At 41.4% G+C, this 17,849-nt stretch carries 17 protein-coding genes; 3 read left to right on the top strand and 14 right to left on the bottom strand.

Annotated features, from left to right (window positions below; translation table 11 throughout):
- Nucleotides 1-61: 61 nt before the first annotated feature.
- On the bottom strand, nucleotides 62-736 hold the full coding sequence (locus IEE86_RS06010; protein ID WP_191096387.1) for an NAD(P)H-dependent oxidoreductase: 675 nt from the start codon (nucleotides 734-736) through the stop codon (nucleotides 62-64).
- Nucleotides 737-965: 229 nt separating this feature from the next.
- Here IEE86_RS06010 and IEE86_RS06005 point away from each other — a divergent pair, with 229 nt between their 5' ends.
- Nucleotides 966-1,331 carry a winged helix-turn-helix transcriptional regulator gene (locus IEE86_RS06005; RefSeq protein ID WP_041107978.1) on the top strand — a complete coding sequence of 122 codons (366 nt, stop codon included), beginning with the start codon at nucleotides 966-968 and terminating at the stop codon, nucleotides 1,329-1,331.
- Nucleotides 1,332-1,339: 8 nt separating this feature from the next.
- On the opposite strand, the gene IEE86_RS06000 is transcribed toward IEE86_RS06005, so the two are convergent.
- From IEE86_RS06000 to ctpB, 3 genes are all read right to left on the bottom strand, one after another.
- The gene (locus IEE86_RS06000; RefSeq protein WP_224740814.1) at nucleotides 1,340-2,527 is read right to left on the bottom strand and encodes a PDZ domain-containing protein; all 1,188 of its coding nucleotides are present in this window, start codon (nucleotides 2,525-2,527) and stop codon (nucleotides 1,340-1,342) included.
- Between the two features lie 68 nt (nucleotides 2,528-2,595).
- A complete protein-coding gene (locus tag IEE86_RS05995; protein ID WP_003212923.1) occupies nucleotides 2,596-2,949 on the bottom strand; it encodes a swarming motility protein SwrAA in 354 nt (117 codons plus the stop codon).
- Nucleotides 2,950-3,293: 344 nt separating this feature from the next.
- Nucleotides 3,294-4,742: a carboxy-terminal processing protease CtpB gene (gene ctpB, locus IEE86_RS05990; protein ID WP_191096386.1), complete on the bottom strand. Its 1,449-nt coding sequence runs from the start codon at nucleotides 4,740-4,742 to the stop codon at nucleotides 3,294-3,296.
- Nucleotides 4,743-4,895: 153 nt separating this feature from the next.
- Here ctpB and IEE86_RS05985 point away from each other — a divergent pair, with 153 nt between their 5' ends.
- Nucleotides 4,896-5,636, top strand: coding sequence for a sulfite exporter TauE/SafE family protein (locus IEE86_RS05985; RefSeq protein WP_024423598.1), 741 nt, complete (start codon nucleotides 4,896-4,898; stop codon nucleotides 5,634-5,636).
- Here the strand turns inward: IEE86_RS05985 and IEE86_RS05980 are convergent.
- The 6 genes from IEE86_RS05980 to IEE86_RS05955 all read right to left on the bottom strand — a co-directional run bounded on the left by IEE86_RS05980 (nucleotide 5,608) and on the right by IEE86_RS05955 (nucleotide 10,442).
- Nucleotides 5,608-5,934: a hypothetical protein gene (locus tag IEE86_RS05980; protein WP_224740813.1), complete on the bottom strand. Its 327-nt coding sequence runs from the start codon at nucleotides 5,932-5,934 to the stop codon at nucleotides 5,608-5,610. The two genes, IEE86_RS05985 and IEE86_RS05980, sit on opposite strands and share 29 nt — an antisense overlap.
- Nucleotides 5,888-7,153, bottom strand: a complete 1,266-nt coding sequence (locus IEE86_RS05975) for a murein hydrolase activator EnvC family protein (RefSeq protein WP_191096385.1) — start codon at nucleotides 7,151-7,153, stop codon at nucleotides 5,888-5,890. Before IEE86_RS05975 ends, IEE86_RS05980 begins: the two co-directional genes overlap by 47 nt.
- Nucleotides 7,154-7,264: 111 nt before the next feature.
- Nucleotides 7,265-8,155, bottom strand: coding sequence for a permease-like cell division protein FtsX (gene ftsX / locus IEE86_RS05970; protein ID WP_191096384.1), 891 nt, complete (start codon nucleotides 8,153-8,155; stop codon nucleotides 7,265-7,267).
- Complete coding sequence (gene ftsE / locus IEE86_RS05965; RefSeq protein WP_191096383.1) at nucleotides 8,148-8,834, bottom strand: cell division ATP-binding protein FtsE; 687 nt, start codon at nucleotides 8,832-8,834, stop codon at nucleotides 8,148-8,150. The genes ftsX and ftsE overlap by 8 nt, the downstream gene beginning before the upstream one ends.
- Nucleotides 8,835-9,215: 381 nt before the next feature.
- Nucleotides 9,216-9,545, bottom strand: a complete 330-nt coding sequence (gene cccB, locus IEE86_RS05960; RefSeq protein WP_034318648.1) for a cytochrome c551 — start codon at nucleotides 9,543-9,545, stop codon at nucleotides 9,216-9,218.
- 48 nt (nucleotides 9,546-9,593) lie between these two features.
- Nucleotides 9,594-10,442 carry a YitT family protein gene (locus tag IEE86_RS05955; protein ID WP_191096382.1) on the bottom strand — a complete coding sequence of 283 codons (849 nt, stop codon included), beginning with the start codon at nucleotides 10,440-10,442 and terminating at the stop codon, nucleotides 9,594-9,596.
- Between the two features lie 189 nt (nucleotides 10,443-10,631).
- On the opposite strand from IEE86_RS05955, the gene IEE86_RS05950 reads away from it, so the two are divergent.
- Nucleotides 10,632-11,366, top strand: a complete 735-nt coding sequence (locus IEE86_RS05950) for an alpha/beta family hydrolase (protein ID WP_191096381.1) — start codon at nucleotides 10,632-10,634, stop codon at nucleotides 11,364-11,366.
- 11 nt (nucleotides 11,367-11,377) lie between these two features.
- Here IEE86_RS05950 and IEE86_RS05945 read toward each other — a convergent pair whose 3' ends face one another.
- From IEE86_RS05945 to hpf, 4 genes are all read right to left on the bottom strand, one after another.
- On the bottom strand, nucleotides 11,378-13,171 hold the full coding sequence (locus tag IEE86_RS05945) for a M3 family oligoendopeptidase (protein WP_191096380.1): 1,794 nt from the start codon (nucleotides 13,169-13,171) through the stop codon (nucleotides 11,378-11,380).
- Between the two features lie 124 nt (nucleotides 13,172-13,295).
- A protein-coding gene (gene prfB, locus IEE86_RS05940; RefSeq protein ID WP_096881918.1) for a peptide chain release factor 2 occupies nucleotides 13,296-14,397 on the bottom strand; the annotation gives its coding sequence in 2 pieces (ribosomal slippage) (nucleotides 13,296-14,324 and nucleotides 14,326-14,397; 1,101 coding nt in all).
- A gap of 67 nt (nucleotides 14,398-14,464) precedes the next feature.
- The gene (gene secA / locus IEE86_RS05935) at nucleotides 14,465-16,990 is read right to left on the bottom strand and encodes a preprotein translocase subunit SecA (protein ID WP_191096379.1); all 2,526 of its coding nucleotides are present in this window, start codon (nucleotides 16,988-16,990) and stop codon (nucleotides 14,465-14,467) included.
- Nucleotides 16,991-17,188: 198 nt separating this feature from the next.
- The gene (hpf, locus tag IEE86_RS05930; protein ID WP_191096378.1) at nucleotides 17,189-17,752 is read right to left on the bottom strand and encodes a ribosome hibernation-promoting factor, HPF/YfiA family; all 564 of its coding nucleotides are present in this window, start codon (nucleotides 17,750-17,752) and stop codon (nucleotides 17,189-17,191) included.
- Nucleotides 17,753-17,849: the final 97 nt, after the last annotated feature.

Below are 17,849 nucleotides of genomic sequence, written 5' to 3'. Positions count from 1 at the left end.
TATTTTTTAAATATACTGACTAACCACGCAATTGTCAACATCCTTTTTCAGACAACCTCTCTTAACGAATCCAAACAGCTACTTCATCCATTGGGCGGCGCGTTTTGCCGCGCTTTGGCTCAGTGACACGATAACCAAAGGCTGCCATGACAGAAACGTCGTACTGACCATCCTCAAGGAACCCTTCTTCCTCTAGAATACGATGAATCTCCTTGTAGCTAAATCCTTCAACCGGGCATGAATCAATGCCGATTTGTGCAGCAGCTGTCATCATGTTTCCAAGGGCAATATACGTTTGTTTTGAAGCCCAGTCAAAAAGCGTCCGGTCATTTTCAAGCAAATGGAGATCGTTCTCTTGGAATTCTTTATAGCGTTCCTTTACCATTTCAAACGTCTCGTCTGTCATTCCTTTGATTTGCTTGTTGATGTATTCTGCGTATGCTGAGTCATAGCGTGCATCGGTTCTTGCCAAGATGATCACAAAATGGCTGGCTGTTGGTAGCTGTTTTTGTGCCCCCCATGTATACTCTTTTAATTTTTCTCTAAAGGCTTCATTTTGAACGACGAGGAACTTCCAAGGCTCAAATCCTACAGAGCTTGGAGAAAGTCTTCCTGTTTCTAAAATAAACGCAAAATCATCTTCTGGAATCTTTTTCGTCGGGTCAAACTCTTTTGTCGCATGACGGAATTCATACGCCTCTATGATTTCTTTTTTTAATTGCTCTTTGTCTCGCATTTTATTCATCCTTTCTATTGATCAAATAGGGTGTATGTTTCATCAATCCAATTTCTTTCCATTCTCATATAGAAATTGTTATGATAAGAAAACAAACAGCCCGAATGTGTGATGTGATATCTCTATGGTAAAAGAAAAGCTTCCATCGATTCAAGTACGCACATTTTTGTTCGTTAGGCACAATCATGTTCGTATATCACCATTTTCGTCTTAGAAAGGAGTGTAAAAGATGAGCGCACCATCCAATCCAGTCAGCATTGTGAATCACGGCTGTCCTGTTTCGGTCACAACGAGTGTCATTGGAGGGAAATGGAAGGGAGTCATCCTTTATCATTTGACTTGCGGCCCGAAACGATACAACGAATTACGCCGGCTTCTGCCAAGAATTTCTCAGCGTGTTCTCACGCTGCAATTACGTGAGCTTGAACAAGACGGCGTGGTTCACAGAGAAGTGTATGAGGAGGTTCCCCCTCGTGTCGAATATTCACTGACTTCTCTTGGAAATACATTAAAGCCGATCATCTTCGCTATGCGTGAATGGGGCGAATCCTATGGAAAAGAAGTACGTCCAAAAGAAAAAAGCTGCCATCTCTAGCAGCTTTTTTAAGATGAAATTGCCGTTGGTTCCTGCTGCGGGTCATCCTTCACAAACAGGATGCCAAGCTGATGATGCTCTCCTTCGTAAGAAGCTCGTTTCTCAAACCTTGTCTGACCATTGAGGCCAATGATCTCAAGCTTTGCCAAAGCTCGGTTGGTTTGAAGAGCTTCATAAAATTCCGAAACCGTTTTGACTTCAATTCCATTCACCTTTGTAATAACTTCTCCGATCTCAAGCTTTAAATCGGCCGCAGGTGTATTCGGAATGATCCCTAGCACCATCAGCCCTTGATTACGCTTAGAGAAGTAGAACGGGGCAGCATTATCATTCATCCTCTGCTTCCATGAAAGAAAGGCTCTTCCTACAATTGCTATCAATACAGCACCCCAGGCGATAGGTTCAAACCAAATACTTGCAGCACCTAGTAAGGCAACAGCAAGTCCGAGCATGAGAATACGCCGGGCTGTAATTTGAATACTAACAATTGGCAGTGATCCTTGAATCCGCTGACCGAAGCCGATGATATATGGAATCAAAATAAATGAGAAGCTTTGGTCATGCACTTGAAGCACCGGCCACCATGGTAGAGAAGAAGTCAATTCACCTGCCGGCATCAGCAAAACAAGCGGTAAAAGCCACAGACGGTTTGCCCGCTGCTGGCCAATCAAAAGTCCTCTCGCACTCATCACCATTGCAGGCGATGTACGTAAATGCGCCGTTCGGTATGCTAGAATTCCCTCGGTCATTAATAGGAGCCCTAGCAAAATAACAACGGCTGATGTATTCATCATTGAGAGCTGCGGTAGCCAAGAATGACTCACTTGGAAATTCATCAGCCCAAGTGCCGCAATCAAACTGAAACCGAGTGTGTATGCAGACGAAAGCGCACTCGCCTTAAAGAATAAAGAAAATACGATGGTCATTGCTGCAATCAGTACGATGAATCCAGGCGGGAGGGCAATCCCTAAGCCCACCGAAATGACAGATAGACAAATTCCTGGAATCCATCCCTTTGAATATGTAAATTTGAGTTCATCGTAAACATCTTCTATTCTTGTTTGAAACGCTTTTCTCTCCCGCTTTACGCGGATGTAGCCATACAATAGACTGATTAATATCATGAAATAAAAAAGAGGATGGATTAAAAACAGACCGACCGCTTTTAATCCGGCTCCCATCCACTCCGAGCTCATTATCGTTCACCGCCCAAGTCAAGCATTTTCTCTTATTCTATCAAATAAATCGATGCTTGACATCAGGTTTATTTCTCCTGATTCATCCAAAGTGTGACATTCGACAGTGAAAAATCTTTTAAATAGTGATTTACATCTACATCTAGTATGCCGCCGAGAAGCTGCATCGACCTCTTGATGTCGGTTAAGTTTATACCAAGTCTCTTATGATTATCCATTAAATAATTGAAGTATATCTCAGCACAGTCCTCATCGATTTCGTCGACTGATTCTACAGTTGTGTAATTGACCAAGTATCTGCTTAACAGCATGAGCAGACTTAATGCCTTTGTAGCGGAAAACGTCACATCTTTCGAACGACTCTTAAGCTCCTCTACCAACTCGTAATATTTTTTCTCTCTCACAATACTTGCCCTTTTCAATTGTGTACCCCCATTTACTAGTTCTTTTAAGAAAAGCGCAAACCTCGGTACAGCTTTAAGCTCAAGCTGAATATCCGCAAAAAATAAAATATTTAAAATGAGTGCTACTTTTTATTGTAAGAATTATTTATGTAACATACAACTTTCAAAAGTTTCATTTTCATGACATGTTTAAATCAACAGAAAGTCTCTTATATAAATATGTTATCGGGTAAATTCGATGGAATGTTATGTTTTTTGTAAAATAAATGAATATATTTCTCGATATAATATATTTTTAAGAATAAATTTTTACATGTTCATGACACTAATGAACCAAAAAAAAGAGGCTTTTCTTCGCCTCTTTACTTTTTGAGATATAGTGCTTTTAGTGCAGTCTGCAGCTGAAGATCATTTTTTTCGTAGGATTTGACTTCATCTACCATTTTGTTCATCATTTTTGCTGTCTTTAAATCAATGACACCTGACTTTTCAAGATTATATGTGCTTTGGAATGCAAGTACGGCTTTTTTCGTTTCTTCATCAAAATATCCATCTACTCTGCCGGGATCAAATGACAGCCCTTTTAACAGTGTCTGCGCTTGTCTGACCTCTTCATTGTTCATATCAAGCTGAAGCGGTTCCTTTAGCTGAAGCGGACCGGCAGTAAAGTAATCTGGCTGATGAATGGCAATGGTGGGAACAACACCTTTTTTGTGAATCCAATTCCCTTTTGGGGTGAGCCATTTATAAAGCGTTAATTTAATGTTACTTCCATCTCCCATTGGGACCGCCTGCTGCACAGTTCCTTTCCCGAAGGAGACATCGCCTACCACTTCATACTTTCCGGCTTCTTTCATTGCACCCGCAAGAATCTCAGAAGCGGATGCACTGCCTTTATCAATTAAGACGTTGACTGGGTAAGGCTTCTGTTCTTTCCGTTTGGAAAAATATCGTTTTCGATCGCCGTTCCGTTCTGCGATTTGAATATAGGGCTGATCCTTCGTAATAAAATGCTTCAAAATATCTTCCACACTTTGTAGATAGCCGCCAGGGTTTCCTCTCACATCCAGTACAAGACCCTCTATACCCTTTTTCTCGAGCTTATTCAGGCTTGACGTGAAATCCTTCGCAGTATCTTCTGAGAAGCTAGAGATCGCAATATAACCTGTTTTATGACCATTTACCTCTTTGATAGAGGAAGTCACGGTTTCAAGCGGGATTTCTTCTCGTTTGATATGGAACGTTAACTCTTTTTCAATCCCGTTTCGTCTAATTTTCAAGGCGACAGACGTTCCTTTTTTTCCTCTTATTTTCAGCACAGCATCGTTTAAGCTTTTTTCTTTCATTGGCTCACCATCAATACTGATGATTTCATCTTTTGGCTTAAGACCTGCTTTTGCTGCAGGGGATTTTTTAAAGGCAGAGACGATAATGATCTTTCCTTCATCCATCCCTACTTCTGCCCCAATTCCCTCAAAGGAGGAGTCAAGCGAATCAGAAAATTGTTTTGCTGTTTGCTTGTCCATATATACTGAATATGGATCATTTAAAGTTGAAAGCATGCCTTGAATGGCGCCTTCAAGCAGCTTTTGGCGATCCACTTCCTCTACATATTCATTCGAAATGAGATCATAGGCTTTCTCGATTTTCTCCATTCCATTTTCTTTCGCCCGATCACTTGATTGAGCTTGTCCAGCCACCATAGCAGCTGATCTCGGTGACTCTGCATGAGTCCCCTCTTTATGCGTGATCACCCCTGCACTGATTAATAGAACGACACTTGCCATAATAGATGCGATTTGTTTTTTCATATTTGGCCTCCTTCTTCAACTCTTCCTGATGACCTGAGTTATTATATGCCAGAAGAAGGGATTTCATGTAAGGACATTCTCTCATGAAGGCTTGACTAATCATTTCATTAGGTGTAATTTTTATTTTGTTATGATCGAGAAGGAGTCTTCGCTATGTATATTATATTGACGATGCTTTTATTAGGAATTTTATTAGGATTTGTAGGAGCAGGCGGGGCTGGTTTTGTCATCGCATTGCTTACGTTAATTTTTGATATCCCGATCCATACAGCGCTCGGGACATCTTTAGCCGCTATGGCATTTACGACGTTATCAGGTGCATACAGCCACTACCGGGAAGGGAATATTCAGCTGAAATCCGGTTTAATTGTTGGGGCTTTGGCTTGTATTGCTTCTTTTGCAGGGGCTAAGGTTGCTCCTTTTATTCCAGAGGAAAGCTTGCACTATTTAACAGCCGGGATGCTCTTTTTATCTGCTGTTTTTATGATGATCAAATTATTTGTCCTCAATGAAGAAGCAGAGCAGCAGCCGCTTTCTTCACGTCAGCTGATGACAAGGGGCATTATTTTAGGACTTGTATCAGGTATGCTGTCAGGCATGTTCGGTATTGGGTCCGCACCATTTATTCAAGTTGGGCTTTTGATTTTACTGAAGCTGTCGATTCGACAGGCAGTTGGCACGACCATGCTTGTCATCATCCCGATCTCCATCGGTGGTGGAATTGGCTATATTTCAGAGGGGTATGTTGATTTTATTTTACTGATTCAAATCTTAATTGGAACAGTATTAGGGGCATTTATCGGCGCGAAGTTTACACGACTTGCACCAAAGCTTTTATTGAAATCCGCTGTGCTGTTAACACCTATTATTGCTGGGTTACTGCTTTTATTTTAATTTTATTTAGATTCGAAAAAGCCGATAACATGGGGTTATCGGCTTTAGATGGTTGACAAAGGGCTAAAATGATCTTGATTTTAGCCCTTTGTCTTCTTTTCAGCGTGATAGAAAGCCCTTGAAGTCTAGGAAGGACGAGCACCGGAGCGGAGCGAATTGGACATTCGTGAGCACCGGCGCGCAGACCTGACAAAGAATGCGAGGGTTTGTCTACATGCTGAGCCGATAACGTGGGGTTATCGGCTTTTTTGTTAGCGGATATATGGTGCTGGATTGACAGCATTTGATTTTGCGCCATTCCATAATCCTTTATGAATTTCAAAGTGAAGATGCTGGCCATACGACTGACCTGTGTTCCCCATGTATCCGAGGAACTGTCCTTGTTCCACTCTCTGCCCTGTTGATACACTTCTTGTTGACAGGTGGGCGTATACCGTTTGATATGTCTGTCCATTGATATTGTGCGTAATAAATACAACATTCCCGTAGCTCGTTGAGTAGCTTGAGTTTGTGACTGTTCCAGATGCTGCTGCGACGACAGATACTGTGCCTTTTGCGGCAATATCTAATCCGTAGTGCTGTCCGCCAGAGCGTCCGCCAAAGCCTGATGAGAATCTACCTGCAGCCGGCTTAATGAAACCTGAGCTGCTTGCTGGTGTATCAGATACTTGATCCGAGCCACCGCTACGAGATGCAGGTACATTTTTTTCAGCAGCTGCTTGTTTTGCTTTTTTGGCTTCTTCCTTTTGACGGCGTGCTTCCTCAGACTTCACAGCCGCTTGCTGGTTCGCTAGAATGTCTTTTTCGTTTTCAAGCTTGCCTAGTTCATCATGTGCATGTTCTTTTTCTTCCGTAACATGACCAAGGACTTTTCCCTTTTCTTTTTGCTGCTTGGATAAATCCTTTTTCAGTGCTTCAAGGTCTTTCAGAGATGTTTCAAGCCCACTCAGCTGATTATTTAGCTCTGCTTCTTTTTGCTCCACCAGCTTTAAATCATTTTCATGTTCTGTAATCATGTCTTTATCGGCTTCGACAATCGTTGTGACAGCTCCAACACGACTGACAAAATCACTAAAGCTGCGAGCACCTAGCAGCACATCTAAATAGTTGATTGCACCGCCGCTTTTTTGCATAGAACGAATTCTGTCTTTGAAAATTGCTTTTCTTTTTTCAATTCGCTCGTTGATGACTTGAATGTCTTTTTTTAGTTTCTTGATCTCTTGTTTCGTTTGTTTGACTTCTTTTTCTTTTTCAGCGACCTTTTCAGTTGCAACACTTACCTTTTGGTCAATCTTTTCAATTTCTTGTTTTAGCTTTGTTTCTTTCTTTTCCAGCTTTGCCAGCTCTGATTTCTTTTTCTTCAAGGTTGATTCAGTCTTCGATGTTTTCTCTTCGATTTGTTGACGTTTTTGATCTAGGTCCTCGTATGCGAATGCACGATTTTCTTTCCCTGGAATGTATAGCCACGTTGTTCCAATAAACGCTGCCATTCCAGCCATTATCAGCTTTCTTTTCAAAACGATATTCCCCTCCCATGACAACTGTCGACATGAAGAGTCGACCGGATGAATCGGATCAACCGGTCACACCTTCTATCAAATCCTCGAGTGCTGCCATCAAACATATATTTATACTTTTAAGAATTTACGGATGGACGTTAAGCTTCCCCACACACCAATAATGGCACCGATCAATAGAAGGACCAGTGATACTTGATAGACAAACGGGTTATATGGAAGCATTGAAATAAATGAGCCTTGTACTCTCGGCGCCACCCAGCCCACAACATATTGATATGTGCTAAGCAATAGAGCAATTGGTATAATGGAACCAAATACACCAAGCAGTAATCCTTCAATGAAGAATGGCCAGCGGATAAACCAGTTCGTTGCCCCTACTAGCTTCATAATCTCAATTTCTTTCCGTCTAGCAAAAATCGTAATTTTGATCGTATTGGAGATCAAAAACATCGCTGTAAATAAAAGCCCAATAATGAGCGCAAATCCGACATTACGTGCCACTCCGACCACATTAAAGAGTCGGCTGACCTCTTCTTTTCCATAGGTTACTTTATACGTACCCTTTAAATTTTCTAATTTTTTCGCTACTTTTGGTGTATCATGAGGATCTGTTGTTTTCACAATAAATGCATCATTTAATGGATTTTCTTGATCAACAAGCCCCATAGATTGTCCATTTTCACCAAAGCTTTTAATCAGAGCTTTTAGCTCGTCATCCTTAGATGAGTATTTCACATCACTGATTTCAGGAATCTTCTCAATTTCTGCTTTTAATTCATCCTGCTGCTTTTGATTTGCCGTTAAATCAATGAGCACTTTTACTTCTACTTCTTTTTCAGCGTTCGATGCCATGTTATTCAAGTTGAGCATAATGACAAGAAAAACTCCAACTAAAATCAGTGTGACAGTGACCGCACTAATTGATGCAAAGGTCATCCACGTGTTTCTTCCAAGTGAACGGAAGCTCTCACGTAAATGCCGCGAGAGAGTTTTAATCATAAATTCCGTACTCCCCTCTTGCTTCGTCACGCACAATCATTCCATCTTCAATTGCGATGACGCGTTTCTTCATGCTGTTTACAATCTCTTTGTTGTGTGTCGCCATGACGACTGTTGTCCCGCGGTTATTAATCTCTTCCAGTGTCTTCATGATTTCCAATGATGTATCTGGATCAAGGTTTCCTGTAGGCTCGTCTGCAATGACAACCTCAGGACTATTGACGATGGAGCGAGCAATAGATACACGCTGCTGTTCACCGCCAGACAGCTGGTCAGGAAATTGGCGCGCTTTGTGCTTCAGCTGCACCAAATCAAGTACTTCAAGCACTTTTTTCTTAATGATACTAGGCTGTTCACCAATGACTTCAAGGGCAAATGCCACGTTCTCAAACACTGTAAGGGTTGGCAGGAGTTTAAAATCTTGGAATACTACGCCGATTTCTCTTCTCACATAAGGAATGTCTTTTTCCTTAACCGACCCTAAATCTTTGTTATTAATTAAAATTTTCCCTTTGGTTGGCTTCTCTTCACGATACATCATTTTGATGAAAGTGGATTTACCAGCGCCACTGGGACCAACAACATACACAAACTCTCCTGGATGGATAGAGACGTTGATTCCATTGATCGCCTTTACGCCATTAGGATAGATCTTGTAGACTTCCTTCATTTCAATCATGTAATCACCTAATCTTTTCTTATTCGCTGACTAACAGCTTATCATGATGTTTTGACACTTATCGTCAAAAAACGTTATGTATGGTCACGCACATACCCTTCGATACGTACAAGCAATTTATGTCCTTTTCATCCAAAAAGATGAAAAAATTGAGCATCTACATTTCAACAATTCCAATTATACGTCATGATTCGACTCAATGGTATTACATTTATATTTCAAAACTTATAAATAAAAGGTAAATAGAGCAGTTAAAATCGAGAAATATGCCTTTTTACCCTTATTTTTTTAATAAAATTTAATATAATCCGCTTTCATACTATTCAAAAGTCTTTTTCTACATATAGAAAATAAAAAAACCTTGTCGAGTAGACAAAGGTTTTATTTTTTCTCTGCAAGCCATTTTGCGACTTCTTTCGCTTGTTTCTCATCTACCATCCCGCTTGGCATAGATCCTTTACCGTTCTGTGCAATATCTGCGATTTGGCTTTCGTTATATTTTTTCCCTACTTCTTTTAGGCTTGGTCCGCCTCCGCCAGATAAGTCTTTACCATGGCAGCCAATACAGTTTTGCTGATAAATTTCCTCACCACTGCTAACAGTAGAAGCACTCTTACTACCTTCTTTGTCACTGCTGCTTGAATTACCCCCACAAGCCGCGAGCACAAAAAGCATGGTCACAAATAGAAGTGTTAACCCACTCTTTTTCATCTATTTCCCTCCCTTACAATCATTTGGTCAACGCTATTATATCCTTGTTTACGCCCTTTTAAAACCCTCACCAAGCACCTCTTTTGCATCCATCACGATCACAAATGCTGATGCATCGATTGCTTTGACGACTTGTTTCAACTTTGTGAATTGTGATTGCCCAACAACACACATGAGAATTGGACGGTCATGATCGGTATATCCTCCGACTGCCGAAATCTTCGTCACACCACGGTCAATTTGATCAAATACTGCCTGTCTGACCTCATCCTCATGGCCTGTAATGATCATCGCCATTTTCGAATGACTGAAGCCGGCCTGTACCACATCAATCGTTTTACTTGAAATAAACACACCAATGACAGCGTACAGTCCCTCTTCAATGCCAAAAACAGTCATCGCAGCCAGCACAATCAGGCCATCCATCATGGCTAAACATGTGCCAAGCGTGAGCCCTGTATACTTATTGATGATTTTGGCAGCGAGTGCCGTTCCACCCGTAGAACCATTTCCAAGGAACACGAGTCCTATTCCGATCCCAATCACCACTCCGCCAAAAATCGCTGCTAACAGCGCTTCATGTGTGACAGGAGCAATATGTCTTGTGACAAACACCATCAAAGGTAAAAAAATAGAGCCAACGAGTGTTTTCACACCAAATGTACCGCCTAATAAATAAAAGCCAGCGATAAACAGCGGAATATTCAGTCCCCACTGCACATATGCCGCTTCAAAACCGAATGACTGCATAATGGTACTAATCCCGCTCACACCCCCAGCGGCAATCTGATTCGGTAATAATAACGTATTAAATCCAATCGCCACAATGGCTGATCCGATTAAAATGAACAGATAATTTTTACTTTCGATCAACAATTGAGAATGTCCCTGCTTCATATCTTTCTTCCTCCGTTACGTCTGAATGCACACCTATTTTAAGCCCTCTTATTTCGAATGTAAATAACAGCCAAATGCAGTGCTAATGGATTAATACTTTATCACACAGACGGATCAGCGTACTCGCCGTTTGGCATGAAAGAAAATGATGGTATATTTAATATGTACATGAGAAAGAAGGGACATGTGATGAAGAAAATATTGAAAGTCACTGGCATTACATTACTTGCACTGATGATTTTAGCTTTTGGTGCTTTTTATACTTGGAGCCGCTTTACATATGGACCATCCGAAGCATTAAAAAAGCAGGTGGCCATTGAGCAAGTGGAACATAAAAATGGTGTGTATGCATTTGAAGCTTCAAAAAGCGATACTGGCATCATTCTCTATCCCGGGGCAAAGGTGGAACCACTTGCTTACGCCTATATAGGGGAGGCGCTAATGAAAAAAGGTTATTCTGTCTTTATTCCCGACATGCCCTTTTCCTTTGCGATCTTCAATACAATGAAAGCACATGATATCATCAAGGACCATCAATCCATTAAACACTGGTATATTGGTGGCCATTCACTCGGCGGGACAGCTGCCGCTATGTATGCAGAAAAAAAACAGGGCACGCTCGACGGACTCTTTTTCCTTGCGTCTTATCCAGCATCAGATAACCTGAAACAAGCGACCTTGAAAGTCCTCTCGATATCAGCTGAAAAGGACGGACTAGCGACACAAGAGAAAATCAAGAAGTCGAAAACAAATCTGCCGTCTCAAACCGTTTATCATGAGATAAACGGCGGGAATCATGCGCAATTTGGCATGTACGGCAAACAAAAAGGTGATCAGCCGGCAGACATTTCAGCCCTAACGCAGCAAAAGGATATCATTCAGACGATGCTTGAGTGGTTAAAGCCAGCAAAAAAGCTCCCATGACGGGGAGCTTTTTATTTTTTCGTCGCTTCTAAAAACTCTTCGGCATCTGCTACAGCCAGCGAAATGGCTTCTTCCCAAAATGCTTTTTGAGTAAGATCGACACCTAAATGCTTATATGCTAAATCTTCTACTGTCATTGAAGCTGTATCCTTTAATAAGGCGATGTATTTCTCTTCAAACGATGTCCCAGCCTGCAATGCTTTTGCGTAAATACCTAGCGAGAACATATACCCAAATGTATAAGGGAAATTATAAAATGGCACACCTGTAATATGGAAATGCAATTTAGATGCCCAGAAATGCGGATGGTATTCATCTAAAGAGTCACCAAAGGCTTCCTTCTGTGCTTCTACCATCAATTCATTCAAGCGGTCAGCCGGCACCTCTCCATGTTTACGCTCTTCATAAAAGCGCTGTTCAAATAAGAAACGCGATTGAATGTTCATAAAAAATGCCACACTTCGCTGCAGCTTATCCTCTAACAAGCTGAGACGCTCTTCTTCATTTGCCGCTTCTTTTAATGAAGCATCGGCCACAATCATTTCTGCGAATGTTGAGGCCGTTTCAGCTACATTCATCGCATATTGACGATTCAATATACGAACATCCTGCATGACTTCCTGATGAAACGAATGACCAAGCTCATGCGCTAGTGTCGCTACATTAGATGGACTTCCTGAAAAAGTCATAAAAATCCGTGATTCGCCGCTGTCAGGGAAATTCGTACAAAAGCCGCCCACCCGTTTATTTGGGCGATCCTCTGCTTCTACCCAATGTTCATTAAATGCTTTTTCAGTAAAGGCAGCAAGCTCTTTTCCAAATCCAGCGAAATGCTTCACAATAAAAGCAGCTGCCTCTTGATAAGGATAGACCTTTGTTTCACTTCCAATAGGAGCCCCAACATCGAACCAGCTCAGCTTATGAACCCCAAGCATGTCAGCTTTACGTTGTAAGTAATCAATAAATGGCTGCTTATGTTCATCAATCACAGACCACATCGTATCAAGAGTTTCTTGTTTCATTCGGCAAATATCAAGCGGCTCTTTTAAAATATGATCCCAGCCTCTTGCTTCATACACTTGCAAACGAAAACCAGCCAGATGATTAAGCGTGCTTGCAAATAAATGTTCATCCTGCGTCCATGCATGCTCTAAGTTATGATAAACTGCCTTTCTGACTTCACGATCTGAATCATCCATGGCATTTTCCGCTTGGCCTACAGAGATCATCTGCGTTTCACCATTTTGCTCAAATGGAATGGTGATCTTATTCACTAAGCTAGAATAAAGCTCATCCCATGCATGGTAACCATCTACGGCTAATTTTTGAATCAACGTTTCTTGTTCAACAGGTAATTGATCCTTCACACGCTCTCTGCGTTCATTTAATATGTAACGAACATCTGAAAAAGCTACTGAATTCATGAGTTCTTCCCATTTGCTAGAAGGGATGGCAGCAAGCGCTTGATCAAAAAGGGCAAGAATGGTTCCTAAATCGGCTTCCAGCTTGGCAATCGTACCTCGAAGACTGCCAGCCTTCATATCCTTTGTATTTTGAGATTGGAGACAGGTTACAAATGAACCTGCTTGAGACAGTTTTTTATATGTGCTTTCATACGTGTCAAGGACAGACGTTAGTTTGCTTTCAATGTGTGTATCTTCTTTTGAAAAGGCATCTACCTTTTGGCGTAATTCCTCTAATAGCTGCTGAATGTGTTGCAAGTATGTCATCAATTCTGGTGAAGAGCTGCCTCCTTTAAAAAAGGCATCTAAATCCCACGTCTCTTGTAATGGTTTTAATCCCAAAGTATTTCCCCCTTTATTTGCTAAATTCATCATACAAAGGATATAGAATCAGTATGGCGTATGTATTCCTTTATATTCATTATATTTTCTCACAATAAAAAAGACCCGGCAAGAAGCCGAGTTTTTATGATAATTTCGAACGTAAATAAGCATCGATAAATGAATCTAAATCTCCATCCATGACCGCTTGAACATTTCCCATCTCCGTATTGGTTCGATGGTCTTTCACAAGGGAATATGGGTGGAATACATAAGAGCGAATCTGGCTGCCCCAGCCAATTTCCTTCTGCTCTCCTCTGATTTCATCCAATTCTGCCTGCTGTTCTTCGATTCGTTTTTGATAGAGTTTCGATTTCAGCATTTTCATAGCACGTTCTCTGTTTTTGATTTGTGATCTTTCTGTTTGGCATGTCACCACGACATTTGTTGGAATGTGTGTGATACGAACCGCTGAATCCGTTGTATTGACGTGCTGACCACCTGCGCCGCTGGCCCGATACGTATCTACCTTGATGTCCTCTGTACGAATATCAATATCAATTTCTTCATTGAATTCTGGCATGACATCACACGAAACGAAGGATGTATGTCTACGACCAGATGAATCAAAAGGAGAAATACGAACCAAACGATGGACACCTTTTTCTGCTTTTAAGTAACCGTAAGCGTTATGTCCTTTGATCAGCAATGTCACAGACTTAATTCCTGCTTCATCACCAGGAAGGTAATCAAGTGTTTCGACCTTAAAGCCTCTGCGCTCTGCCCAGCGAGTGTACATTCTGAGTAGCATAGAACCCCAGTCCTGTGATTCAGTACCACCTGCACCTGGGTGAAGCTCAAGAATGGCGTTGTTTTTATCATAAGGTTCGCTTAAAAGAAGCTGTAGCTCAAATTCATTAAACTGCTTTGTTAAGTTCTTCAGCTCTTTTTCAAGCTCTGCATGAAGCTCCTCGTCATAATCTTCCTTTAATAAGTCATGCGTCATTTGCAGTTCTTCATGCGATTCGCTTAGCTCATGATAGGAATTCACAGAATCCTTCAGTGCATTGGCTTCATTGATTACGCCTTGAGCCTTTTGCTGATCGTTCCAAAAATCAGCCTCTGACATCGTCGCTTCAAGTTCTGCGATTTTGACTTCTTTTGTTTCTAGGTCAAAGAGACCCCCTAAAATCAGCTAACCTGCTAGCCATATTTTCAAGCTCTTGTCTAATTTCTACTAATTCCATATCCTTCACCTCATAGATGTATGGGGGCTGACATGAATAGAAAGAGGTTTTCACCTCTTTCCATTACTTATTCTGTCTTCCCATGACAATTTTTATATTTCTTGCCGCTTCCGCAGTGACATGGTGAGTTACGCCCAATATCCACGACTTTACGCACCGGCTTTTTCTTCACTGTTTTCTCCTCATCACCCTCTTGAGGCTGATGAGCCGTTGTTTGACCTTGAACCACTTCTTCACGTTCTAGGTTGTTTTGGATTTCTGATTTCAAGACATATTTGGCCACATCATCTTCGATCGAAGCCACCATATGCTCAAACATCGCAAATCCTTCCATTTGGTACTCACGAAGCGGATTTGTTTGTGCATACGCACGTAAATGAATTCCTTGACGCAGCTGATCCATTGCATCGATATGATCCATCCATTTCGAATCCACCGCACGAAGAACGATGACTTTTTCAAATTCACGCATTTGTTCATCGCCAAATGTCTCTTCTTTTGCGTCGTATTTCTCTTTAATACGATCCATAATGAAGGACGTGATTTCATCTGCTTCTTTGCCGAAAATATCTTTGACTGTAATGGCCCCTTCATCTAAATAGTTCGTGTTGATTAATTCAACAAGACCATCTAGTTTCCATTCTTCTGGAAGCTCATCTTTCGGCGTATAAGAGCCAACAGCCCGCTCAATAGACGATTGAATCATATTGATGACAATCGATTTCAGGTTATCAGAATCGATGACTTCAAAGCGCTGTTTATAGATTACTTCCCGTTGTTGACGCAGCACATCATCATATTGTAGAAGCTGCTTACGGGAATCAAAGTTGTTCCCCTCTACACGTTTTTGAGAAGATTCAACGGCTTTAGATACCATTTTACTTTGAATTGGTGTCGAGTCATCCATGCCAAAGCGGTCAAGCATCGCCATCGTCCGCTCTGCACCGAATCGGCGCATCAATTCATCTTCCATGGATAAATAAAATTGTGTAATCCCAGGGTCTCCTTGACGCCCAGAACGTCCGCGAAGCTGGTTATCAATACGGCGTGATTCATGACGCTCTGTCCCAATAACAGCCAGACCGCCTAGCTCTTTCACACCTTCGCCAAGCTTGATGTCTGTACCACGTCCCGCCATGTTTGTCGCAATCGTGACGGCGCCTTTTTGACCAGCTTCCTCAATAATTTGTGCTTCACGTTCATGGTTTTTCGCGTTTAACACTTGATGAGGAATGCCTTTATTTTTGAGCAGCTTAGAAATAAGCTCAGATGTCTCAACAGCAACTGTTCCGACAAGAACAGGCTGCCCTGTCATATAACGCTGGGCAACATCCTCAGCCACTGCTTTAAATTTGCCCTCCATTGTGCGGTAAATTAAATCCGGTCTGTCATCACGAACCACTGGTTTATTGGTCGGGATTGTCACAACCTGCATGTTGTAAATGTTACGGAATTCCTCTTCTTCCGTTTTCGCTGTACCTGTCATACCAGATAACTTTTCATACATACGGAAGTAGTTCTGGAACGTAATCGTTGCAAGTGTCATGCTTTCATTCTGCACTTCAAGACCTTCTTTTGCCTCGATGGCTTGATGCAGCCCTTCACTATAGCGGCGTCCCTTCATTAAACGTCCTGTGAAGGAGTCAACGATAACAACTTGGCCATCTTCCACGACATAATCAACGTCTTTTTGCATCGCAACATGTGCCTTCAGGGCCTGAGCGATGTGGTGGTTAAGTGCGACATGTTTGACATCAAACAGGTTGTCGATGCCAAATGCCTTTTCCGCCTTCGTCATTCCGCTTTCTGTCAGCTGCACACTTTTTGTTTTAATATCATACGTGAAATCGTCTTCTATTTTTAATGTACGGACAAAAGCGTTTGCTTGTACGTAAAGTTTTGTCGATTTCGCTGCTTGTCCAGAAATAATAAGAGGGGTTCTCGCTTCATCAATTAAGATGGAGTCAACCTCATCGATGACGGCATAATGAAGTGGTCTTTGAACCATTTGCTCTTTGTACAGCACCATGTTGTCTCGTAAGTAGTCAAAGCCAAGCTCGTTGTTTGTTGAATACGTGATATCAGCGGCATACGCTTCTCTTTTTTCATCTTTGTCTAAACTGTTTAAGTTCAAGCCAACCGTTAATCCAAGAAATTCAAAAATCTTACCCATTTCCTCCGCATCACGGCTTGCCAAATATTCGTTGACTGTCACAATGTGGACACCTTTACCAGAAAGAGCATTTAAATAAACAGGCATCGTTGATGTCAACGTTTTACCTTCACCTGTTTTCATCTCAGAGATGTTGCCTTCATGAAGCGCGATCCCCCCCATGAGCTGCACCTTAAATGGGAACATTCCTGTCACGCGACGAGATGCCTCGCGAACTGTTGCAAATGCTTCAACCAACAGGTCATCCACGGATTGTCCTTTTTCAAGCTTTTCTTTAAATTCGATCGTTTTATTTCGTAAAGCTTCGTCAGATAATTTCTCAAAATCTTGAGCGAGTGCTTCAATTTCATTTGCCTTTTTTTCATATCGGCTGATCGTACGTTTCGTAGGATCAAACACTTTGTTTAAAATTCCAAGCATATAATAACGCTCCTCTATTTCATGCAATTTTTCGGCATGTCCAAAAGTTTGACAGGTCCATATTTACCTGCATTTATCATACCATACCTTCCTTCATTTCCAAAGAATTTGCAATGATTTCGCACAAAAAACCCGCCCCTCATCGAGGGAACGGGTTTACTTTTTTTAGGTTATTTTTAGATCAGCAGAAGCTGATGGTTAAGCGTTTGGCTCAATGAGTCCATATTTACCGTCATTTCGACGATAGACCACATTGGTTAAATTTGTCTCAGCATTTGTGAAGACAAAGAAACTGTGACCTAACATGTTCATTTGGAGAATGGCCTCTTCGCTATCCATTGGTTTTAAGTTGAAGCGTTTTTGTCTGACGATTTCTGTTTCATCAATTTCCTCGTCATCTTGAACCGCTACATCGGCAGTGCCATTTCCTCCAGCAAATAGATGCTTTTTCACACCTTGCTCTCGGAACTTACGGTTCACTTTTGTTTTGTGTTTTCTAATTTGACGTTCTAATTTACTGGCTGCTAGGTCTACTGCATTGTACATATCCTCATTATGCACCTCAGCTCGAAGTGCTAGATCAGTCATTGGAATGGTGACCTCAACTTTAGATTCTTTGTCATTGTAAAACTTCAAGTTCACGTTGACTGAAGCATCGACATCTGACTCAAAATAACGCTCCAGCTTTCCAATTTTTTTCTCGACATGATCTCTTAGTGCAGGTGTTACTTCAATGTTTTCTCCTCTGACATTGTAATTCATGTAAAGAACGCCTCCTTTAAAATTAAGGATATGTAAACCTATTTCTACTTTTCCCTCCTTTTCTCCTGCTCAAACGTAAAAATAATGTGAATATTTA

This window comes from Bacillus crepusculi, from assembly GCF_014764715.1.
Taxonomy (GTDB): domain Bacteria; phylum Bacillota; class Bacilli; order Bacillales; family Bacillaceae; genus Bacillus.
The sequence above is the reverse complement of the archived record's forward strand: the minus strand, read 5'-3'. Positions and strand labels throughout refer to the sequence as shown.

What these genes read in the sequence shown, in the direction of transcription:
- IEE86_RS06010 (WP_191096387.1), bottom strand. Translation starts at nt 736, where the DNA reads ATGCGAGACAAAGAGCAATTAAAAAAAGAAATCATAGAGGCGTATGAA.
- IEE86_RS05980 (WP_224740813.1), bottom strand. Translation starts at nt 5,934, where the DNA reads ATGGCGCAAAATCAAATGCTGTCAATCCAGCACCATATATCCGCTAAC.
- ftsX (WP_191096384.1), bottom strand. Translation starts at nt 8,155, where the DNA reads ATGATTAAAACTCTCTCGCGGCATTTACGTGAGAGCTTCCGTTCACTT.
- IEE86_RS05955 (WP_191096382.1), bottom strand. Translation starts at nt 10,442, where the DNA reads ATGAAGCAGGGACATTCTCAATTGTTGATCGAAAGTAAAAATTATCTG.
- IEE86_RS06005 (WP_041107978.1), top strand. Translation starts at nt 966, where the DNA reads ATGAGCGCACCATCCAATCCAGTCAGCATTGTGAATCACGGCTGTCCT.
- ftsE (WP_191096383.1), bottom strand. Translation starts at nt 8,834, where the DNA reads ATGATTGAAATGAAGGAAGTCTACAAGATCTATCCTAATGGCGTAAAG.
- IEE86_RS05950 (WP_191096381.1), top strand. Translation starts at nt 10,632, where the DNA reads ATGAAGAAAATATTGAAAGTCACTGGCATTACATTACTTGCACTGATG.
- hpf (WP_191096378.1), bottom strand. Translation starts at nt 17,752, where the DNA reads ATGAATTACAATGTCAGAGGAGAAAACATTGAAGTAACACCTGCACTA.
- ctpB (WP_191096386.1), bottom strand. Translation starts at nt 4,742, where the DNA reads ATGAAAAAACAAATCGCATCTATTATGGCAAGTGTCGTTCTATTAATC.
- IEE86_RS05985 (WP_024423598.1), top strand. Translation starts at nt 4,896, where the DNA reads ATGTATATTATATTGACGATGCTTTTATTAGGAATTTTATTAGGATTT.
- IEE86_RS06000 (WP_224740814.1), bottom strand. Translation starts at nt 2,527, where the DNA reads ATGAGCTCGGAGTGGATGGGAGCCGGATTAAAAGCGGTCGGTCTGTTT.
- cccB (WP_034318648.1), bottom strand. Translation starts at nt 9,545, where the DNA reads ATGAAAAAGAGTGGGTTAACACTTCTATTTGTGACCATGCTTTTTGTG.
- secA (WP_191096379.1), bottom strand. Translation starts at nt 16,990, where the DNA reads ATGCTTGGAATTTTAAACAAAGTGTTTGATCCTACGAAACGTACGATC.